Source organism: Streptomyces sp. NPDC014861 (assembly GCF_043081625.1).
In the GTDB taxonomy this organism is placed as follows: Bacteria; Actinomycetota; Actinomycetes; order Streptomycetales; family Streptomycetaceae; genus Streptomyces.
On the sequence record NZ_JBIBWV010000037.1, the window covers coordinates 1 to 20024 of the forward strand.

A 20024-nucleotide genomic window follows, 5' to 3' on the forward strand; every position below is an offset into this window, starting at 1 on the left:
CAGGCCCTCCGGGCGCTTCCTGCGCTTTCTTCGTTTCCGACTCTATCAGATCTTTCCGATCCGATTTCCTCGGTGCTTTCCGGTCCCGAATTTGTTTTCCTCGGGGCCTTCCGGCGGGGTCAAACATTACCAGGCTTTCTCGGTCCCCCTGACCATCCCCTCCGCGCTCTCCGGAAGGAACCGGGGCAGGCAGAGGTGTAGACCACTGGGGTTAGGATCTGGCTTGATAGGTGCTGCCGACCCGCGACTCAAGGCCGCGTTGGGGTCAGGCAGGAGTACGACAGTACATCCCACCGTCAGTAGAGGCAAATCGTTTCCGGTAGTCCCTAGGTCCGCCAACTGGTACGTCTCGTGCGGAACCGGGACTTCTTATGACTTACGCTTCTGAACAGTACGCGCCGCCCAGGACAGGTGTGGCGGCGCCACACGATCTCCGCCCCTGGGAGGCTTCCCATGTCAACCGTGACGTCGCCACTTGCTGGACGCGCCATCGGTCTCGCCAACGTTCCCGACCCGGTCTTCTCCGGCGCCATGGTCGGGCCCGGCACCGCCATCGATCCCGTACGTGAGGTTTCCGAGGCGGTCTCCCCCATCGACGGGGTCATCGTCTCCATGCACCCGCACGCCTTCGTCGTCGTGGACGGCGAGGGACACGGCGTGCTGACGCACCTCGGCATCGACACCGTGCAGCTCAACGGCGAGGGCTTCGAGCTCCTCGTCAACAAGGGGGACACCGTCACGCGCGGCCAGGCCGTCGTGCGGTGGAACCCCGCCGCGGTCGAGGCCGCCGGCAAGTCCCCCATCTGCCCCGTCGTCGCCCTCGAGGCCACGGCCGACTCGCTCTCCGACGTCCGTGAGGACGGCGACGTGAAGGCCGGCGACCAGCTCTTCGACTGGAGCTGAGCCCGGTCCGTCCTCAGGACGGCCGCGAGTACGACATTCAACGCGGCGGCATCGGCCGCCGCTCTATCGGAGACGGGTGAGATGGAGACAACGCTGCGAGGCGTCGGCGTCAGCCACGGAGTGGCGATCGGCCAGGTGCGGCACATGGGCACGGCGGTCCTGGAACCGCCCGCCAAGTCGATCCCCGCCGAGGAGGCGGAGCGCGAACAGGGGCGCGCCCGTCAGGCGGTGGAGGCCGTGGCCGCGGACCTGATCGCGCGCGGCAACCTGGCCGGCGGTGAGGCCCAGGCGGTGCTGGAGGCCCAGGCGATGATCGCCCAGGACCCTGAGCTCATCGCCGACGTCGACCGCCGGATCGCGGTCGGCAGCACGGCCGAGCGCGGTATCTACGACGCCTTCTCGCACTACCGCGAGCTGCTGGCGGGTGCCGGCGAGTACATGGCGGGCCGGGTCGCCGACCTGGACGACGTGCGGAACCGGATCGTCGCGCGGCTGCTCGGCGTGCCGATGCCCGGTGTCCCGGACAGCGACGAGCCGTACGTGCTCATCGCCCGCGACCTGGCGCCGGCGGACACGGCGCTGCTCGACCCCGCGCTGGTGCTCGGGTTCGTGACCGAGGAGGGCGGGCCAACCAGCCACAGCGCCATCCTGGCGCGTGCCCTGGGCGTGCCGGCCGTGGTGGCGCTGCCGGGCGCCGGTGAACTGGCCGAGGGCACGGAGATCGCGGTGGACGGTTCCACCGGCGAGATCTTCGTCGACCCGAGCGAGGAGAAGAAGGCGGCGCTGACCAAGGCCGCCGAGGAGCGGAAGGCCGCGCTGTCCGCGTCCAGCGGTCCCGGCGCCACGTCGGACGGTCACAAGGTGCCGCTGCTCGCCAACGTCGGCGGCCCCGCCGACGTGCCGGCCGCGGTGGAGGCGGGCGCCGAGGGCGTCGGCCTGTTCCGTACCGAGTTCCTCTTCCTCGACGACAGCCAGAAGGCTCCGTCCGAGGAGAAGCAGGTCGACGCCTACCGGAAGGTGCTCGAAGCCTTCCCCGAGGGCCGTGTGGTCGTGCGGGTGCTCGACGCCGGTGCCGACAAGCCGCTCGACTTCCTGACGCCGGTGGACGAGCCCAACCCGGCGCTGGGCGTGCGGGGGCTGCGGTCCCTGCTCGACCACCCCGAGGTGCTGCGGACGCAGCTGACCGCGCTGGCCAAGGCCGCCGAGGGTCTGCCCGTGTACCTGGAGGTCATGGCGCCGATGGTGGCCGACCGGACGGACGCGAAGGCGTTCGCCGACGCGTGCCGCGAGGCGGGGCTCCGGGCGAAGTTCGGCGCGATGGTGGAGATTCCCTCCGCCGCGCTCCGGGCCCGCTCGATCCTCCAGGAGGTCGAGTTCCTCTCCCTGGGCACCAACGACCTGGCGCAGTACACCTTCGCCGCCGACCGTCAGGTGGGCGCGGTGTCGCGGCTTCAGGACCCGTGGCAGCCGGCGCTGCTCGACCTGGTGGCGATGTCCGCCGAGGCGGCCAAGGCCGAGGGCAAGAGCTGTGGTGTCTGTGGCGAGGCCGCCTCGGATCCGCTGCTCGCGTGTGTGCTGACGGGTCTGGGGGTCACCTCCCTGTCGATGGGCGCGGCGTCCATCCCGTACGTGCGGGCGACGCTCGCGAAGTACACGCTCGCGCAGTGCGAGCGGGCGGCGTCCGCGGCGCGTGCCGCGGACACGGCGCACGAGGCGCGGCTGGCCGCGCAGGCGGTGCTGTCCGGGGAGTGATCCCGGAGTCGTAGCGCGTGGTCCGGAGGGGCTTCCCGTCACCAGGTGACGGGAAGCCCCTCCGTCGTGTCCGGGGTCAGTCGCGGTCCGGGCGGTGCTCGTGGGGGCCGGGGGCGAGGGGGAAGCCCGCGCGGTGGTCGACGCCGTGCTCGGGGGGAAGGGGTTCGCCGGTGCGGGCGTCGGTGCAGTAGGCGGCGAAGACCTCCGCCTCGGTGAGGGGGCTGAGGGTGCCGTCGGTGAGTCGCCAGCCGTGGAGCCGGTCGGGGCGGCCGGGGTGGGTGGCGCGCAGGACGAGGCCGCCCGGGGACGCGAGGACGATCCCGGCGGCGAGGACGGCGGTGAACTCGGTGGCGGCGGTGGGGTCGTGGTGGTTCGTGCCCTGTTCGTCCCGGCTCGTGTGGAGCACGGCCAGCAGGTGGTCGTCGGCCGCGGGGACGCTGCAGACGAGATGGTGGGCGCCGGTGCCCGCGCCGTCGAGGAGGCCGAGGAGCAGGCGGGTGGCGCGGTCGAAGGCGTCGCGGCCGAGGTCGACGCCGCAGTCCGGGCAGTCTCCGGCGGTGGCGAGGACGGTGGTGGCGTACTCCCAGGTGGCGCGGCGGACGGCGGTGTCGACGAGTTCGGGGAGGAGGACGGTGAGGGGCTGGCCCGTGTAGACGACGCGGGCGCCGGTGGTGGCCAGGTGGTCGGTGAAGCGGCTGCGGCTGGTGGGGTCGTCGGGCGCGAGGCCCGTCTCGGCGCAGAAGGAGAGGTATTCGTCGGGGTCGAAGAGGGCCACGGTGGTGTGGGTGCCCTGGCGGGCGAGGGATTTGAGGAGCGCCTCGACCTCCTTGAGGTAGGCGGAGTGGTCGTCGAAGAGGAACGTGCGGTAGCGGCGCATGGCGGTGAAGTCCTGCTCGTCGGCGAGGAGGCCGACGGTGCTGGGGATCTCGCGGCGCAGGGCGCGGCGGAGGCGGGTCGCGGTGCGGGTGGTGGTCATGGGTCCCCCTCGGGTGCGGAGCTCCGATCACGGACGATCAGCGCTCACTCACCGTAACCGTCGCCACTGACAGTGACGACGGGGTGGGCTTCTCGACGCGGTCGCGGAGGAGGCGGTGCTGGGCCGCGGCGGCTCCGACGAGGGCGAGGCCGAGGACGGGCCAGGCGAGGGGGCCGACGGTCATGACGCCGGTGACGAGGAGGGGGCCGGCGAAGCGCTGGGTGGACTGGGCGAGGCCGTGGACGCCGAGGTAGGCGCCTTGGGCGTCGGCGGGCGCGAGGGCGACGGAGAGTTCCCACGAGGAGGTGGCGTGCAGGATCTCGGCGAAGGTGAGGGCGACGACCGCGACGACGAGAGCGGCGATGGCGAGGGTGCGGCCGCCGGCGGCGGACGCGGCGAGCGCGAGGGTGCCGGCCACGAAGAGTCCGGAGAGGGGGACGAGGAGGCGGCGGGCGGCCCGCGTGGTGGCTCCGAAGCGGGCGAGGGGGACCTGGAAGAGGACGACGAGGACGGTGTTGAGGACGAGGAGGAGCGGGACGAGGCCGACGGGGGCGTCGGTGGCGTGGACGATCCAGAGGGGGACGGCCACCTGGAGGATGGTGTCGTCGAGGAAGAGGGCGGCGTCGGTCGCGGTGTAGCCGAGGAAGGTGCGGTCGCGCCAGGGCCCGGCGGACTCCGGGCGGGGGGCGTCGGTTGGTGTGGCGGCGGCGCGGGCGGGGGCGGGTGGTTCGGCGCAGCGCAGGGTGAGGACGGCGATGGCCAGGTAGGAGAGGACGTTGCCGATCAGGAGGTAGGTGTACGCGCGGTCGGAGCCGGTGGCGAGGGCGGCCGCGGCTCCGACGCCGCCGAGGGACCAGCCGATGTTGACGGTGGTGCGCTGGATGGCCTGATAGCGGACGCGGTCGGCGCCGGCCTGGCGGGCGGCGTACAGCTTGATGAGGACGCTGCCGGCGCGGTCGGGGAGGGCTCCGAGGGCGGAGTAGAGGACGAGGAGGAGGAAGTGATCGGTGGTGAGGAGGGCGAGGAGGGCGGCTCCGCGCATGAGCTGGGTGCCGACGATGACGCGGACGAGGGGGAAGCGGTCGGCGAGGAGGCCGGCGAGCGGGGCTCCGGCTATGCCGACGCCGCCGGAGACCGTCATGAGGAGGCCGACCTGGGCGAGGCTCAGGCCGGAGACGTAGGTGAAGTAGAGGGCGGTGCAGCCTGCCCAGAGGCCGGTGCCCGTCTTGTCGATGATGCTGACGACGAGCATGCGGCGGCCGTCGCGGCCTCCGGGGATGCGGTCGAGTGCGGTGCGGTGCCACGAGGACGGGCGGCTCACGTGATTCCCCCTTGACGCGAGTTATGTATTGATACATAGTTTTGAACGTGGCAACACAATATGCGATCGAAGGAACGACGGCCAAGGGGATTGCCGCGTCCGTGGAACGCGGCGTGGCCGAGGGCGAGCTCGCGCCGGGCGACGCGCTGCCCCCCGTACGGAAACTGGCGGACGATCTGGGGGTCAGCCCCGGCACGGTGGCGACCGCCTACAAGGAACTCCGGGGGCGGGGGCTCGTGGTGACGCGGGGCCGGGGCGGCACGGTCGTGGCCGAGGCGCCTTCCGTGGCGTCCCGGCGCCCTCCCCGGATCCCTGAGGGGCTGACCGACCTGGCGAGCGGCCTGCCCGACCCGGCCTTCCTGCCGGTGCTGCACCCGCCGGGCGACGTGACGCCCGTCCACGGCTCGCACCGGGCCGCCCCTCGGCTCGCCGCTCTGGAGGAGCTGACCCGGACGTGGTTCCGGCGGGACGGCGTGCCCGCGGAGCGGGTGACGTTCGCGCACGGGGCGCTCGACTGCATCGCCCGGCTCCTCGCCGTGGAGCTGCGGCCCGGTGACGCCGTGGCCGTCGAGGACCCCGGCTTCCACCACCTGCTGGACCTGGTGCCCGCGCTGGGGCTGCGGATGGTGCCGGTCGCCGTGGACGGCGAGGGGATCACGCCGGACGCGGTGCGGGCGGCGCTGCGGGCCGGGGTGCGGGCGATCGTGTTCAGCCCGCGCGCGCAGTGCCCCACCGGAGCCGCGCTCACGCCCGCGCGGCGGGACGAACTGGGAGCGTTGTTCCAGGAGTTCCCCGAGGTCCTGGTGATCGAGGACGACTACCTCGCCGAGCTCGACGCTCCCCCGGCGCCGACCGTCGGCGCGCTGCGGCCGGCCCGGTGGGCGCAGGTGCGCACCGTCTCGAAGCGGCTGGGCGTGGACCTGCGGTGGGCCGGGCTGACCGGGGACGCGGTGACGCTCGCACGGCACGACGGCCGGATGCTGATGACCTCCGGCTGGGTCAGCCACGTGCTCCAGGAGACCGTCGTCCGGCTGTTCACCGATCCGGAGGTGGCGCGGCTCGTGGCGCGGGGCGAGGCCGCGTACGCCGAGCGGCGGCGTGCCCTGATCGACGCGCTGGGCGCGCGGGGGATCCGCGCGGTCGGGCCCGGGGGACTGAACGTGTGGGTCCCCGTGCGGGACGAGTCGGCGGTGGTCAACGGGCTGCGGACGCACGGCTGGTGGGTGGCGGCGGGCGCCCGGTTCCGGATCGACGCGCCACCCGCCGTACGGATCACCGCGTCGATGCTCCTGCCGGAGGCGGCGGAGCGGCTGGCCGGGGACTTCGCGCGGGTGCTCGGCGACGCGCAGGCGACGTACGGGGGGTGAGGGAGCGCGTGAGCCCGCCGTCCGGGCCGGGGAGGGCCGGACGGCGGGCTCACGCGCGCGTGCGCGGGTGGTTCAGCGGGTGCGGTAGGCGTTGCCGAGGGTCTGGTCGAGGGTGTTGCCCGCGATGTCGGTGAGGGTGGCGCGCAGCGAGACCGTACGGCCCGGGGCCGGGTTGCGGATCTCGACGGCGCCGTCGACGACCGGAGCCTCGGTCCACGTGGTGCCGCCGTCGACGGAGACCCGGACCTGGAGGGAGCGCGGGCCGGGCTCGGCGGCGGATCCCTGGACCGTGACCGGCACGCGGACCGTCGCCCCCGCGGGGGCGGTGCCGTCGAGGGCGAGCGGCGGGGTGAAGCGGACGACGCTCAGCGGGAGCGCGGCCGGGGCCGCGGTCGCGGCGGAGTCGAAGGTCCAGACGGCGGTGGTGCGGCCCTCGCCCGTGCCCGTGCCCGTGCCGTGCGAGGCGGTGGCGGTGAGCCGGTAGCGGGCCGGGTCGGGTGCGCTGAGGGTGAAGGAGGCCCGGCCCGGAGTGCCCCGGTGCGTGCCGACGAGGACGCCGTCGCGATGGAGGGTCGTGGCGGCCGAGCGGAAGACGGGATCAGAGGGGGCGTGGCCCTCGCCGTCGGCGAGCAGCGGCAGGTCGAGGGCGATCCGGTCGCCTTCCCTGACGAGCGCGGGCGGCGCGTCGGGGCCCGGGTCGAGGGCCGGACCGCGGACGGCGTTGTCGAAGGTGTGCGTGGTGGTGGCGCCGGGGCGGACCTGGACGTCCCGCGCCTCGTACAGGTTCGGTCGGGCCCCCGGCGTGCCGGGGGTCATGTACGAGAGCTCCCAGGTACCGCGTTCGGGGGTGACATGGAAGGTGGCGGTGCCGGGACGGACGAGTTCACTGGTGAGTCCCACGGTGGTGCCCTCGGACGGCTGGATCGCGGCCGCGCCGACACCGCCGGCGCCCTCCGGATCGGCCGCGGTGGCCCGGACGGTGGCCAGGTCGCCGGGGGTGGGCCTGCGCACGAAGCCGGTGAGGGCGCGGCCGGAGGAGAAGCGGTAGCCGAGACCGTAGTCGGACCGTTCGCCGATCCAGTAGGCGTCGAACGTGGCCGTCACGGAGCCGGGTTCGGCGGCGGGGCCGAGGTGGGCCACGCGCAGGCCGGTCGCCGAGGACATCAGGTTCACGGAGCGGGTCTGTCCGCCGTGGTGGACCTCGACGAAGGACATGGCGTGCCGGGGTTCGGCGCCGGTCTCGGGCGGGCGCACGTCGACCGGGGACGTGGTGCGGGGGTCGATGGTGACGGTCGTGTCGCGGTCGAGGTCGAGGCGGGGCTGGACGAGCCAGTCGGTGCCGGCGCCCTGGTGGAGGGGGTACACCTCCGAGTCGAGGAGGTAGCGGCCCTTGGGCAGGCGGAGGGTGAGGGTGCCGGAGGCGTCGCGGGCGGCTTCCCTGACGTCCTCGCCCGGTCCGGAGATGCCGGTCACGCGGGTCGAGTAGGCGTCGGTCGGGGCGCCGGTGCGGTCGAGGTGGCGGAGGGTCAGGGTGACCGTCTCGTTCTGCGCGGCGGCGGCCGGGACCGCGGGCGGGGCGGTGAAGGCGGTGGCCGTGAGGGCGGCGACGAGGGCGAGGGCGGGGAGGGCGGGGCGGATCCTGGATCCGGTAGGTCGGACATCGGATCCAGCAGGTCGGATCTTGGATCCGACAGGTCGGACATCGGATCCAGCAGGTCGGCCATCGGATCCAGCAGGTCGGATGTTGGATCCGGTCTTCGGTGTTTCGTTCATGCAGGGAACTGGGCCCTGGGCGGACGGAGTTCCCGTGACCTGCGCCACAAGGAGGGCAGGGCCGGGATGCCGTGTGGCGCGGGTCACGGGAACCCGGGTGAACCGGCGGTCAGTACCCGGTGTGGAACAAGAGATGAGAGAACGTTTCCGGGCCGGGGATCCCTCCGCGCTCGGTGAGGCGTACGACGAACACGCGCGGGTGCTCTTCCAGTACGCGTACCGCGTGTGCGGCGACCGGGCCGCGGCCGAGGACGCCGTGTCGGCGACCTTCCTGGAGGCGTGGCGCTGCCGGGGCAAGGTGCACGCCGAGGGTGGCAGCCTGCGGCCGTGGCTGCTCGGGATCGCGACCAACGTGCTGCGCGGGGCGGCCCGGGAGGCGCGGCGGCGGGACGCGGCGCTGGCGCGCGTGCCCGATCGCGGGGTGCTTCCGGACTTCAGCGACGCGGTGGCCTCGCGGCTCGCGGACGAGGAGAGGCTCCGGGCCGCCCGGGTGGCCCTCGGTCGGCTCCGGCGCCGCGAGCGGGAGGTCTTCGGGCTCGTCGTGTGGGCCGGCCTCGACTACGCGACGGCGGGCGAGGCGCTGGGCATCCCCGTCGGCACCGTACGGTCCCGGCTCTCCCGGGCCAGGGAGCGACTGCGGGCGCTCGCGGAGGCGGAGCTGCGCTCCGGCCGCCGTACGCGCGGCCCGCGGGCGCCCGGAGGCGGCCCGGTCCCGGCCCCCGCGCCCGCGCCCGCTCCCCCGCCCGAGCCCGTGACCCGGCCCGCGCCCCTCTCCGGTGCCGTGCCTTCCGGCATCCCGGCCGGCGCCGCCCCGCCCGCGCGTACGGGCCGTACCGTCCTCGTCCCCCGAACCTCCCCGGAGAAGCCGGCATGAACGACATCGATCCCCGCCCTCAGGACACGCTGCGCGCGGAGCTGACGGAGCTGCTGCCCCCGCCCGCCGTACCGGAGTTCGCGCCGGACCGCGAGCGGGAGCTGCGGCGGAGCCTGATGGCCGCGGCGCGGCCGGCGCGGCCCGCCGTGTGGTGGACCCGGAAGGCGGTGCGGTTCGCCGTGCCCGCCGTGGTGTGCGGCGTCGCGGCCGGGGCGGTGCTCGTGGCCGCTCCCCCGGAGCCGCGCGACCAGCGCCCGGTCGTCCGGGCCGAGGGTGCCTCCGCGCTGCTGTCGCGGGCCGCGCTCGCGGCCGCCTCCGCGCCCGCGCCGGACGCGCGGCCGGAGGAGTTCGTGTACGTGGAGAGCCTGGTGTCCCGGGCCGGGCGCCCGGCCGATGGCGGGGCCGTCGTCGTGGAACCCGCGCACCGGCGACAGGTGTGGCTGTCGGCGGACGGGAGCCGGGCCGGGCTGCTGCGGGAGGAGGGGGCCGCCGACGAGGAGCTGTCGCCGCGGCTGCCCGTGTACGAGCTGGAGCATCGGGGCGCCGAGCCCCGGCGGACGTTCCTGGAGCCGGAGGGGCCGTCGGTGACGGCTCCGACGCACGCCTTCGTGGCGGGGCTGCCGACCGACCCGGAGGCGCTGCTGCGGCTGGTGCGCGAGCAGACCCGGGCGAGCGGCGGGGACGCGGACCAGCGGGCGTTCACGGCGATCGGGACGCTGCTGGCCGAGACCTGGGCGCCGCCGGAGGTGACGGCGGCGCTGTTCGAGGCGGCCGCGCGGATCCCGGGTGTCGTGACGGTGCCCTCGGCGCGGGACGCGGCCGACCGGGAGGGCGTGGCCGTGGCCCGTACCTCCGGCGGTGAGCGGACCCAGTGGGTCTTCGACCGGTCGACGTCCGCCTTCCTCGGGGAGCGGACCGTGCTCGCGGTCGCCTCGGACGCCGGGCCCGCGGGGACGGTGCTGAGCGGGACGGCGGTGCTGGCCAAGGCCGCCGTGGCCCGTGCCGGGCAGCTGCCCGGCTGATCCCGGACGTGGTCCGTCCTGGAGGGGCGCCCCCCGCGGGGGGGGCGCCCCTTCGGCGCGTCAGGCGCCGCGGGTCGCCGCGAGTGCCTCGTAGAACCGCAGGAGGTCGAGGTTGTCGACGGAGCCCGCGTTGACGGCCTTCTCCAGGGGGGTGCCCTGGAGGAGGCGCTTGACCGGGACCTCGATGCGCTTGCCGGTGAGCGTGTGGGGGACGCCGGGGACCTCGATGACCTCGTCGGGGACGTGGCGCGGGGAGAGCTCGGTGCGGATCGTGGTCCTGATCCGGGCGATCAGGTCCTCGTCGAGGGTGGCGCCGTCGGCGAGGTGGACGAAGAGCGGCATCCAGTATCCGCCGTCCGGCTCCTCCAGGCCGATGACGAGGGACTCGCGGATCTCGGGGAGCCGTTCCACGGCCTCGTAGATATCGGCGCTCCCCATCCGGACGCCCTGGCGGTTGAGGGTGGAGTCGGAGCGGCCGTGGATGACGACCGAGCCGTGGTCGGTGATCGTGATCCAGTCGCCGTGCCGCCACGCGCCGGGGAACATCTCGAAGTAGCTGTCGCGGTAGCGGCTGCCGTCGGGGTCGTTCCAGAAGTGGATCGGCATGGACGGCATGGGGTTGGTGACGACGAGCTCGCCGACCTCGCCGACGACCGGCTTGCCGGACGGGTCCCAGGCCTGGAGGTCGGTGCCGAGCCCGGCGGCCTGGAGCTCGCCGATGTGCACGGGGAGGGTGGGGACGGCGCCGGCGAAGCAGGAGCAGACGTCGGTGCCGCCGCTGACGCTGGCGATCCACAGGTCCTCGCGGACCTCGTCGTGCAGCCAGCGGAAGCCGTCGGGCGGCAGCGGCGAACCGGTGGTGGCGACGCACTTGACGGCGGACAGGTCGAAGTCGCGGCCGGGGTGCACGTCGGCCTTGGCGCAGGCCATCACATAGGCGGCGGAGGTGCCGTACAGGGTGGCGCCGGTGCGCTCGGCGATGCGCCACTGGGCGCCGGTGTCCGGGTGGCCCGGGCTTCCGTCGTACAGGACGACGGTGGTGCCGGTGAGGAGACCGGAGACGAGGAAGTTCCACATCATCCAGCCGGTGGACGTGTACCAGAAGAAGACGTCCTGGGGCCCCAGGTCGCAGTGGAGGCCCAGCTGCTTGAGGTGCTCGACGAGGATGCCGCCCTGGGACTGGACGATGGCCTTCGGCAGGCCGGTGGTGCCGGAGGAGTACAGGACCCACAGGGGGTGGTCGAACGGCACCTGCTCGAAGACCGGCTCCACGTCGGCGGCGACCAGGCCGTCCCAGTCGAGGGCGCCCTCGGGGGCCGGGGTGCCGAGCAGCGGGATGTGGACGACGGCGCGGAGGGTGGGGAGTTCTGCGCGCAGCTCGGCGACGGTGTCGCGGCGGTCGTGCTGCTTGCCGCCGTAGCGGTATCCGTCGACGGTGAAGAGGACGACCGGCTCGACCTGCTGGAAGCGGTCGAGGACGGAGCGGGCGCCGAAGTCGGGGGCGCAGGAGGTCCAGACACCGCCGACGGCGGCGGTGGCGAGGAGGGCGACGACGGCCTGGGGGACGTTCGGCAGGTAGCCGCTGACGCGGTCGCCGGGGCGGACGCCGAGGGTACGCAGCTCGGCGGCGAGCGAGCCGACCTGGCGGCGCAGTTCGGCCCAGGTGATCGGGGTGGGTTCGTGGGTCTCGTCCACGTGGAGGAGCGCGGTGTCGTGGGGGCGCTCGTCCGCGGCGCGCAGGGCGTGCTCGGCGTAGTTGAGGCGGGCGCCGGGGAACCATTCGGCGCCGGGCATGGAGCGGTCGCCGAGCACGCGCGCGTAGGGGGTGGAGAAGCGGACGTCGAACCATTCGGCGACGGCCTGCCAGAAGGTCTCCAGCTCGTCGACGGACCAGCGGTGCAGCGCGGGGTATCCGCCGTCCGCCGGGGCGCCGTGGCGCTCGGCGGCCCACGCCTGGAAGCGGGTGACGGCGGCGTGGGCGATGCGCTCCTCGTCCGGCTGCCAGAGCGGCTCGGTCGGCTCGGTCGGCGCAGATGTCATCGGGTGGCTCCCTGGCTGTACGCGGGTCGGCGTGTGTCGCGCGCACGTGCGGGGGTGTGCGCGTGACACGGCTGACAGGACGATGCCATGGGAGCGGCTTTCGCACCAGGGCAGCCCGCCCGTGGTCGGCAGGTTGAACATGTGCTCCCACCACGGGTGAACGGCAGTTGAACGGGGCTCGCGACGCCGCCGGCGGCTGGCAGTGTGATCTCCATGGACGGTCGTGGACTGGTGCGTTCGGTGAGGGTGTTCGGTTCGGTGCGGGGGCTCAGGACGGTACGGGCGGAGTGGCGTCAGCGGCGGGCGGACGCGGCGGCGCTGCCGCGGCGGGGGGCGGAGCGGGCCCGGGTGCCGGGCCTCGCGGAGGGTGCGGAGGGGCTGCCGGGCGGGGGGATCGTGCGGTTCGCCCGGTCGTCGCTGCGGGTCTGCGTGTCGGCGGGCGGCGCGGTCTTCTGGGGGTGGGACGGGGCGGCGCCCGAGCCGTCGTACGCGCTGGCGGGTCCGGTGCCCGAGCCGGACCCGCGGGCGGTCCTGGAGCCGGACACGGACGGCGGCTGGCGGGTGGTGTCGGAGCGGGTGACGGTGGCGGTCTCGCGGCACGGGGCCGTGGAGATCCGGACGCCCGGCGGGGTGATGCTCCGCAGGGACCTGCCGCCACGCTGGTGGGAGCCGGTCGGCGGGGGGCCGTCGCGGTGGGCGCAGCGGGCCGAGGTGCCGGCGGACGCCCGGTTCTTCGGGCTGGGCGGGCGTTCGTCGGGGCCTCGGCTGCGGGACGGCTCGTACCGGCTGTGGAACACCGACCCCAAGGGGCGGTTCGGGCCGGGCGACGATCCGCTGTACATCACGATGCCGGTGCAGTTCGTGGTCGCGGACGCGGGCACGCACCTGGCCTTCCACGACAACGCGTGGGACGGGCGGGTGACCCTGGCGGAGGGCGAGGAAGGGGCAGGATCGGGGCACGACCGGCCGGGCACGAGCGAGCTGCGGATGGAGGGCGGGCCGCTGCGCTGCTGGGTGGTGGTCGGGACCCCCGCGCGCGTGCTGCACCACTGGGCCGCGCTGACCGGGGCGCCGGCGCTCCCGCCCGCGTGGGCGCTGGGACCGCAGCACGCGCGCTGGGGGTTCGGCAGCGCGGCCGAGGTGCGGCGGGTGGTGGCCGGGTACCGGGATCGGGGGCTGCCGCTGTCGGCGCTCCATCTGGACATCGACCACTACGACGGGCACCGGGTGTTCACGGTGGACCGGGAGCGGTTCCCCGATCTGCCGGGGCTCGCCGAGGAGCTGCGCGAGGAGGGCGTGCGGCTGGTGTCGATCGTGGACCCGGCGATCGCGGCGGAGCCGGGGAACGTGCTGTACGAGGAGGGGCGGGCGGCCGGGGCGTTCGTACGGGACGCTCGGGGCGAGGAGGTGCGGGGGGTGGTGTGGCCCGGGGAGTGCGCCTTCCCGGACTTCACGGATCCGGCGGTACGGGAGTGGTGGGGCGGCCTGTACGAGGAGCGGCTGCGGCAGGGCTTCTCGGGCGTGTGGCACGACATGAACGAGCCGGTGTCGTTCGCCCCGTTCGGCGATCCGACGCTGCCCCGGTCGGCCCGGCACCATCTGGACGGGCGGGGTGGCGACCACCGGGAGGCGCACAACGTGTACGGGCTCCTGATGGCGCGGGCGGGCCACGAGGGGCTGCGGCGGCTGCGGCCGGAGGAGCGGCCGTTCCTGTTCACGCGCTCGGGGTGGGCGGGGATGCAGCGGTACGGGGGCACCTGGTCCGGTGACGTGGCCACCGGGTGGCCGGGGCTGCGGGCCTCGCTGGCGCTGGTCCTGGGGCTGGGCCTGTGCGGGGTGCCGTACTCGGGGCCGGACGTGGGCGGTTTCGACGGGAGTCCGTCGCCGGAGCTGTTCCTGCGCTGGTACCAGCTGGGCGCCTGGCTGCCGCTGTTCCGGACGCACGCGGCGCTGGACGCGGGACGGCGCGAGCCGTGGGAGTTCGGCCCGGAGGTGCTGGAGCACGCGCGCGTGGCGCTGGCCGAACGGGAGCGGCTGCACCCGTACTTCACGACCCTCGCCCGGCTCGCGCGGATGACGGGGGCGCCCTACGCGCGGCCGGTGTGGTGGGGGACGCCGGAGGACCGGCAGCTGCGGGAGTGCGACGACGCGTTCCTGCTGGGCGACGCGCTGCTGGTGGCTCCGGTGCTGCACCGGGGCGCGGACCGGCGGGCGGTGCGGCTGCCGCGCGGCCGCTGGTACGACACGGCGACCGGCGCGGCGTACGAGGGCCCGGGGCAGGTGCTGCTCGACGCGCCCCTCGCGCGCGTGCCGGTGCTGGCCCGGGCGGGTGCGGTCCTGCCGGTGCGGGGGGACGACGGCGGCCTCGGGCTCGAGGTGTGGGCGCCCGCGGAGGGGCGGACGGGCGGAGGCCTCGTCGTCCGGGACACCGGCGACGGCTGGGAGCCAGCGGAGATCGAGCGGTACCAGTCGCGGCTCGTGGAGGGCCGGGTGGTCGTGGAGCGCATGACGGAGGACGGGCCGGTGGAGGCGGGGCTGCCGGTGCGGGTACGGGGGGTGTGAGGGCGGGCGAGGGGGGCTGGGGCGGGGGGTCGAGGCGGGCTGAGGTGGGCGCCGGGGGTCGAGCCGGGCGGGTGACGCGGGGAGTGAGGCCGAGGCAGGGCGCCGGGGGCCGAGAGCTGCCGGGGGGAGCGGCGAGGGGTGTGCGGGGGCGGAGGGTGTTGTCGGACCCTGCGCCTAGCATCCGGAGCATGAACCCTGAAGCCCTGCTGGGCGCTGACGTCGAGCTTCCTCCCGGCCGCCTGGTCACGGCGGACGAAGGGGGCGGTGACACACGGCCGTTGTGGCTGAGCGACGGGCCCGCGCCCTTCGGGGCATGGGGGCGGATACGGGCCGCGCACGCGCGGACCGGGCTGTGGCCGCTGCTGCTCGAACCGCTGCGCGCGGGCGCCGAAGAGTTCCGGCCGTGGGCGACGGGCGAGCTGTACCCGGACGGGGCGTCCCGTCCCGCCGACCACGCCCCCGAGGCGGTGCTCGTCCGCTGGTGGGAGTCCGCCACCTCGGTGGAGGAGGACGACTTCCTCTCCCCCGAGCAGCGGCACGCCGTCACCGCCCCGTACGGCGCGGTCTGGCCCGGCCTCGCCCCGGGACGGGAGGCGGTGGAGGACCCCGACCTACTGGCCGCCGAGCTCACCGACCTCCTCCTGTCCTTCGGCACCGAGGCGCGGCTGGGGCTGGTCGAGGCGGCCTCCGGGGCTGAGGCGCTGGCCGTCGCCGGCTGGTCGGGGCCGGCCAACCACGAGGGCGACACCGCGCGGATCGCCGCCGTCGTCGCCGACTGGGAACGGCGCTTCGGCGCGCGGGTGTTCGCCGTCGGCTTCGCGACGCTGCGGCTCTCCGTCGCCGCTCCCCCGACCACCCCGGCCGAGGCCCTGCGCGTCGCCGCCGAGCACTTCGCCTTCTGCCCGGACAACGTGTGGCAGGGCTCCTGCGAGGACCTCGGGGCGTACGCGGAGCAGTTGGTGGGTGCGGACCAGTGGACCTTCTGGTGGGACTGAGCGGCGCGGTGTGGGGCTGAGGCGGCGCGGTGTGGGGCTGAGGCGGCGGGGGCCCGGTGGGGGTCAGCCGTACGCGCCGGCGAACCACTTCCTCATGGCCTCGGTGTGGAGGGGGAAGACCAGCTCGCGCGGCTCCGGCACGACGAGCCGGGCGGAGGTCTCCGAGGTCGGGGTGAAGGCGGGCAGCGTGTCCGCGGGGACCGGCGGGAGGAGACCGAAGACCAGCAGGTGCTCGGGGGAGCCGAGGACGTCGGCGAGGCGGACCCCGCCGGGGTCGGCGTCCAGGCCGGTCTCCTCCCGGAGTTCGCGGACGACGGCGGTGCGCCAGTCCTCGCCGTGGTCGATGAAGCCGCCGGGGAGGGCGATGCCGCCGTGGCCGGGGTGGATGGCCCGGGTGATGGCCAGGAGGCCGGTGCCCCGGGGGGAGGTGACGGGGAGGAGGGCGACGGCGACGGGGAGGGGGTTGCGGTAGGCGGTGGTGGCGCAGACGGGGCAGGTACGGGGCCAGGCGGTGGTACCGGCGGGGTACGGGGCTCCACAGGCCGAGCAGTGGGAGTGGAGGACGGGGGGCGCGGGCACGGTGTCGGTCACGGGGGGACCGTACGCGATGGGGGTTTCCCGGCGGGGGCGGAACTGGTAGACCCGGTGCGCATGACCGGACTCGCCTCTGCCTCGCGTTCCCTCGCCGTCACCGGCGCGGCCGTCCTCCTCGCGTTCACGGGGGCCGTCGCCTCGCCCGCCGCCGCCTCGCCCCCACCCGTCGCCTCGCCCGGCGTTGCCGTGCCCTCACCCGTCGCAGCCGCGCTCGCCGCCATCCCCCGGCCCGCCGTCGCCTCGCCCGAGCCGAAGGCGCCGCGGGAGTTCGTGGCGCTGGATTCGGTGGACCGGACGATCCTCCAGGAGATGCGGTACACCACGGCGCACAACTTCGTGGGCGAGCCGATCGACGGATATCGGCAGCCGCTGTGCGTGCTGACGCGGCCCGCGGCCGAGGCGCTGCGCCGGGCGCAGCGGCGGCTGCTGGCCCGGGGGTACACGCTGAAGGTGTACGACTGCTACCGGCCGCAGCGGGCGGTGGACCACTTCGTGCGCTGGGCGGAGGATCTGGCGGACGAGCGGATGAAGGCGGAGTTCTACCCGCTGGTGGCCAAGGAGCGGTTGTTCGCGGACGGCTACATCGCGGAGAAGTCCGGACACAGCCGGGGTTCGACGGTGGACCTGACGGTCGTGCGGCTTCCGGCGGCGCCCACGCGCGCGTACGTGCCGGGCGAGCGGCTGACGTCGTGCACCGGGCCGTGGAAGGAGCGGTTCCCGGACAGTTCGGTGGACATGGGGACCGGGTACGACTGCTTCGACACGCTCTCGCACACCGACGATCCGCGGATCACGGGCGTCCAGCGGGCGAACCGGCTGCTCCTGAAGGGCGTGCTGGAGGCGGAGGGGTTCGTGAACCTGCCGGAGGAGTGGTGGCACTTCACGTTCCGGCCGGAGCCGTTCCCGTCGACGTTCTTCGACTTCCCGGTGGCGAGGAGGTCGGTGGCCGGGCACTGACCAGCTCCGTCCCCCGCGTCCCCGCGTCCCCGTCCCCGCGCCCCCCGCGTCCCCCGCCTCCGGGAGGCCGCCCGGGCCGGCACCGGTGTCTTCCCCGGCCGGTGGAGCCGTGCCAGACTCGGGACCAGACTTCTGACGCTTCGCCAGATCGGCGGGAGGTTCCGGAGATGGCTCGGACGCGCAGGCCCGTGGTGGCGGGCTGGTTCACCGACGACACGGTCCCGGAGGGGGAGTTCCGGCTCCTCGCCACCCGGTGCTCGGCCTGCGCGGCGGTCTTCTTCCCGCGCGTGGACGACTTCTGCCGGAATCCGGGGTGCGGGGGTGACGGCACGCTCGACGAGCTGCCGCTCCCGCCGCGCGGGCGGGTGTGGTCGTACACCGACGGGCGCTACCGCCCGCCCGCGCCGTACGTCTCCGACCCGGACGCGTCCTGGGAGCCGTACGTCCTCGTCGCCGTCGAGCTGGGCGCGGAGGGGATGGTGGTGCTCGGGCAGGTCGCGGACGGCGTGCGGACGGCGGACCTCGCGGTGGGGGCGGAGGTCGAGGTGGTGCCCGGGGTGCTGAATGAGGACGCCGAGCACGTCTGGACCACCTGGCGGTGGCGGCCCGTGGCGACGACGGAGGGCCGGGCGTGAACGACATCGCCGTCATCGGGGCCGGAATGCACCCCTGGGGCAAGTGGGGGCGGAGCTTCGTCTCGTACGGGACCGCCGCCGCCCGCTCCGCGCTCGCCGACGCGGGCGTGCGCTGGTCGGACATCGGATCCGTCGTCGGGGCCGACACCGTGCGGTGCGGCTATCCCGGGTACGTGGCCGGGGCGACCTTCGCCCAGGCCCTCGGCTGGCAGGGAGCGCGGGTGACCAGCGTCTACGCGGCGTGCGCCTCGGGCGCGCAGGCCATCGGCGCGGCCCGGGCGCAGATCCTGGCCGGGCTCGCCGACGCGGTCCTCGTCGTGGGCGCGGACTCCGCCCCCAAGGGGTTCTTCGCCCCCGCCGGAGGGGAGCGCCCGGACGATCCGGACTGGCTGCGCTTCCGGCTCCTCGGCGCGACCAACCCCGCCTACTTCGCGCTCTTCGCCCGCCGCCGGATGGCCGTGCACGGGGACACCGTCGAGGACTTCGCGCAGGTGAAGGTGAAGAACGCGGCCGCGGGGGCGCTCAACCCGCTGGCCCGCTACCGCAAGGCGGTGACGCCCGAGGAGGTCGCCGCCTCCGCGGTCGTCGCCGATCCGCTGCGGCTGCTCGACATCTGCGCCACCTCCGACGGCGGGGCGGCGCTGGTGCTGTCCAGCCTGGACTTCGCGCGCCGGCACGGGCACCCGGACCCGGTGCGGATCCGGGCGGTGTCGACGGTCTCCCCCACGTACCCCAGGACGGTCCTCGACCTGCCCGACATCGCCACCGACTCGACGACCGCCGTGGCGCCGTCGCCGCACTCCTTCCGCGCCTCGATCGCGCGGGCCGCGTACGAGGAGGCGGGGCTCGGGCCGGAGGACCTGTCGCTGGCCGAGGTGTACGACCTGTCCACCGCCCTGGAACTGGAGTGGTACGAGGACATCGGGCTGTGCGGTCGCGGCGAGGGCGCCAAGCTGCTCCGGGACGGGGTGACCCGGCTCGGCGGCGCGCTGCCGGTGAACACGAGCGGCGGGCTGGCCTCCTTCGGGGAGGCCGTGCCCGCGCAGGCGATCGCCCAGGTCTGCGAGCTGACCTGGCAGCTGCGGGGCACGGCCGGCGCCCGGCAGGTGCCGGGGGCACGGGCCGGGATCACCGCCAACCAGGGCCTGTTCGGACACGGTTCCGCGGTGGTGGCGGTCCGCTGAGCCGCCGCCCGGGGCCGGGGCGCCCGGACAGCGCTCGGACACCGGTCAGGTCGCCACCGGCTCGTGGCCCCGGTCGGCGAGGACGAGGGCGTGCTCGACCAGGGCGACGAGGACGCCCTTGACCGACTCGCGGTCGCGGGCGTCGCACATCACCAGCTCGACCTCGGGGTCGAGGTCGAGCGCCGCCCGCACGGTCTCCGTCGGGTAGCGGCCGGCACCCTCGAAACAGTTGACGGCCACCGTGAAGGGGATCCCGCGCCGCTCGAAGTAGTCGATGGCGGCGAAGCTGTCCTCCAGGCGGCGGGTGTCGGCGAGCACGATCGCGCCGAGCGCCCCCTGCGCCAGCTCGTCCCAGAGGAACCAGAAGCGGTCCTGTCCGGGGGTGCCGAACAGGTACAGCACGAGGTCCTCGCGGAGGGTGATCCGGCCGAAGTCCATGGCGACCGTGGTGGTCGTCTTCGCCTCGACGCCGTGCAGGTCGTCCACCGGGCGGCCGGCCTCGGTGAGGACCTCCTCGGTCCGCAGCGGCCGGATCTCGCTGACCGCGCCGACCAGTGTCGTCTTGCCGACCCCGAAGCCGCCCGCGACCAGGATCTTCAGCGTCACCGGCTCGACGGGGTTCTTCTTGCGGCTAGAGCGCCCGAAGGCCATTGATCACCTCGCGGAGGATGCTCACGTCCGGCAGCTGGGCCGGCGGAACGGGGCGGGTCACGTGCACGAGTTCCTCGTCGACGAGGTCGCCCACCAGGACCCGGACCACCCCGACGGGGAGGTCGAGTCCTGCGGCGAGCTCGGCGATCGACTGGGGCTGCTCCGAGCAGCGTTCGACGATCTCCACGTGTTCCGGGGAGAGCGACTGGTCGCGGCCGGGGTCGTCGGCGGCGGGTTCGGGGACCACCACGGCGATGAGGTCGAGCCGGTGGCGTTCCGCGGCGCTCGTCCGCCCGCGGGTCATCGCGTACGGGCGGACGACGGGTCCCGCGTCGTCGTCGTACCAGTGGTGGGGGGCGGGCGTCTCCCGGCCGGGGGTGTCCCGTCCGGTCCGGCCGCGCTCGGCTGCGTCGCTCAT

The 20024-nt window shown here is 74.8% G+C and carries 17 protein-coding genes; 10 read left to right on the forward strand and 7 right to left on the reverse strand.

Annotated elements, in window-relative coordinates; all coding sequences use genetic code 11:
* Positions 1-453 precede the first annotated feature (453 nt).
* Positions 454-903 (forward strand): PTS glucose transporter subunit IIA, encoded by a 450-nt coding sequence (locus ACF1BN_RS36470; protein ID WP_392335903.1) that lies wholly within the window; start codon positions 454-456, stop codon positions 901-903.
* Positions 904-984: 81 nt separating this feature from the next.
* On the forward strand, positions 985-2655 hold the full coding sequence (gene ptsP / locus ACF1BN_RS36475) for a phosphoenolpyruvate--protein phosphotransferase (RefSeq protein ID WP_392335904.1): 1671 nt from the start codon (positions 985-987) through the stop codon (positions 2653-2655).
* Between the two features lie 76 nt (positions 2656-2731).
* On the opposite strand, the gene ACF1BN_RS36480 is transcribed toward ptsP, so the two are convergent.
* Positions 2732-3631, reverse strand: coding sequence for a hypothetical protein (locus tag ACF1BN_RS36480; RefSeq protein WP_392335905.1), 900 nt, complete (start codon positions 3629-3631; stop codon positions 2732-2734).
* A gap of 37 nt (positions 3632-3668) precedes the next feature.
* Positions 3669-4952: an MFS transporter gene (locus tag ACF1BN_RS36485; protein ID WP_392335906.1), complete on the reverse strand. Its 1284-nt coding sequence runs from the start codon at positions 4950-4952 to the stop codon at positions 3669-3671.
* A gap of 47 nt (positions 4953-4999) precedes the next feature.
* Here ACF1BN_RS36485 and ACF1BN_RS36490 point away from each other — a divergent pair, with 47 nt between their 5' ends.
* The gene (locus tag ACF1BN_RS36490) at positions 5000-6319 is read left to right on the forward strand and encodes an aminotransferase class I/II-fold pyridoxal phosphate-dependent enzyme (protein ID WP_392335907.1); all 1320 of its coding nucleotides are present in this window, start codon (positions 5000-5002) and stop codon (positions 6317-6319) included.
* 72 nt (positions 6320-6391) lie between these two features.
* On the opposite strand, the gene ACF1BN_RS36495 is transcribed toward ACF1BN_RS36490, so the two are convergent.
* Positions 6392-8092, reverse strand: coding sequence for a serine protease (locus ACF1BN_RS36495; RefSeq protein WP_392335908.1), 1701 nt, complete (start codon positions 8090-8092; stop codon positions 6392-6394).
* A 133-nt stretch (positions 8093-8225) separates the two neighbouring features.
* Between ACF1BN_RS36495 and ACF1BN_RS36500 the strand changes: the two genes are divergently transcribed.
* Together ACF1BN_RS36500 and ACF1BN_RS36505 are read left to right on the forward strand one after the other, a co-directional pair.
* Positions 8226-8966 (forward strand): RNA polymerase sigma factor, encoded by a 741-nt coding sequence (locus tag ACF1BN_RS36500; RefSeq protein ID WP_392335909.1) that lies wholly within the window; start codon positions 8226-8228, stop codon positions 8964-8966.
* A complete protein-coding gene (locus ACF1BN_RS36505; RefSeq protein ID WP_392335910.1) occupies positions 8963-9988 on the forward strand; it encodes a CU044_5270 family protein in 1026 nt (341 codons plus the stop codon). The genes ACF1BN_RS36500 and ACF1BN_RS36505 overlap by 4 nt, the downstream gene beginning before the upstream one ends.
* Before the next feature lie 60 nt (positions 9989-10048).
* On the opposite strand, the gene ACF1BN_RS36510 is transcribed toward ACF1BN_RS36505, so the two are convergent.
* Positions 10049-12028, reverse strand: a complete 1980-nt coding sequence (locus ACF1BN_RS36510; RefSeq protein ID WP_392335911.1) for an acetoacetate--CoA ligase — start codon at positions 12026-12028, stop codon at positions 10049-10051.
* A 213-nt stretch (positions 12029-12241) separates the two neighbouring features.
* Here ACF1BN_RS36510 and ACF1BN_RS36515 point away from each other — a divergent pair, with 213 nt between their 5' ends.
* Both ACF1BN_RS36515 and ACF1BN_RS36520 read left to right on the forward strand, forming a co-directional pair.
* The gene (locus ACF1BN_RS36515) at positions 12242-14590 is read left to right on the forward strand and encodes a glycoside hydrolase family 31 protein (RefSeq protein ID WP_392335912.1); all 2349 of its coding nucleotides are present in this window, start codon (positions 12242-12244) and stop codon (positions 14588-14590) included.
* A 188-nt stretch (positions 14591-14778) separates the two neighbouring features.
* On the forward strand, positions 14779-15585 hold the full coding sequence (locus ACF1BN_RS36520) for a DUF4253 domain-containing protein (protein ID WP_392335913.1): 807 nt from the start codon (positions 14779-14781) through the stop codon (positions 15583-15585).
* A gap of 63 nt (positions 15586-15648) precedes the next feature.
* On the opposite strand, the gene ACF1BN_RS36525 is transcribed toward ACF1BN_RS36520, so the two are convergent.
* On the reverse strand, positions 15649-16176 hold the full coding sequence (locus tag ACF1BN_RS36525) for an NUDIX domain-containing protein (protein WP_392335914.1): 528 nt from the start codon (positions 16174-16176) through the stop codon (positions 15649-15651).
* 60 nt (positions 16177-16236) lie between these two features.
* Here ACF1BN_RS36525 and ACF1BN_RS36530 point away from each other — a divergent pair, with 60 nt between their 5' ends.
* The 3 genes from ACF1BN_RS36530 to ACF1BN_RS36540 all read left to right on the forward strand — a co-directional run bounded on the left by ACF1BN_RS36530 (position 16237) and on the right by ACF1BN_RS36540 (position 18955).
* The gene (locus ACF1BN_RS36530; RefSeq protein WP_392335915.1) at positions 16237-17136 is read left to right on the forward strand and encodes a M15 family metallopeptidase; all 900 of its coding nucleotides are present in this window, start codon (positions 16237-16239) and stop codon (positions 17134-17136) included.
* Positions 17137-17303: 167 nt separating this feature from the next.
* The gene (locus tag ACF1BN_RS36535) at positions 17304-17771 is read left to right on the forward strand and encodes a Zn-ribbon domain-containing OB-fold protein (protein ID WP_392335916.1); all 468 of its coding nucleotides are present in this window, start codon (positions 17304-17306) and stop codon (positions 17769-17771) included.
* The gene (locus ACF1BN_RS36540) at positions 17768-18955 is read left to right on the forward strand and encodes a lipid-transfer protein (protein ID WP_392335917.1); all 1188 of its coding nucleotides are present in this window, start codon (positions 17768-17770) and stop codon (positions 18953-18955) included. The genes ACF1BN_RS36535 and ACF1BN_RS36540 overlap by 4 nt, the downstream gene beginning before the upstream one ends.
* A 45-nt stretch (positions 18956-19000) precedes the next feature.
* Here ACF1BN_RS36540 and ACF1BN_RS36545 read toward each other — a convergent pair whose 3' ends face one another.
* Both ACF1BN_RS36545 and ACF1BN_RS36550 read right to left on the reverse strand, forming a co-directional pair.
* Entirely contained in the window at positions 19001-19606 is a 606-nt protein-coding gene (locus ACF1BN_RS36545) for an ATP/GTP-binding protein (RefSeq protein ID WP_392335918.1), read from the reverse strand.
* Positions 19587-20024 carry a DUF742 domain-containing protein gene (locus ACF1BN_RS36550; protein WP_392335919.1) on the reverse strand — a complete coding sequence of 146 codons (438 nt, stop codon included), beginning with the start codon at positions 20022-20024 and terminating at the stop codon, positions 19587-19589. The genes ACF1BN_RS36545 and ACF1BN_RS36550 overlap by 20 nt, the downstream gene beginning before the upstream one ends.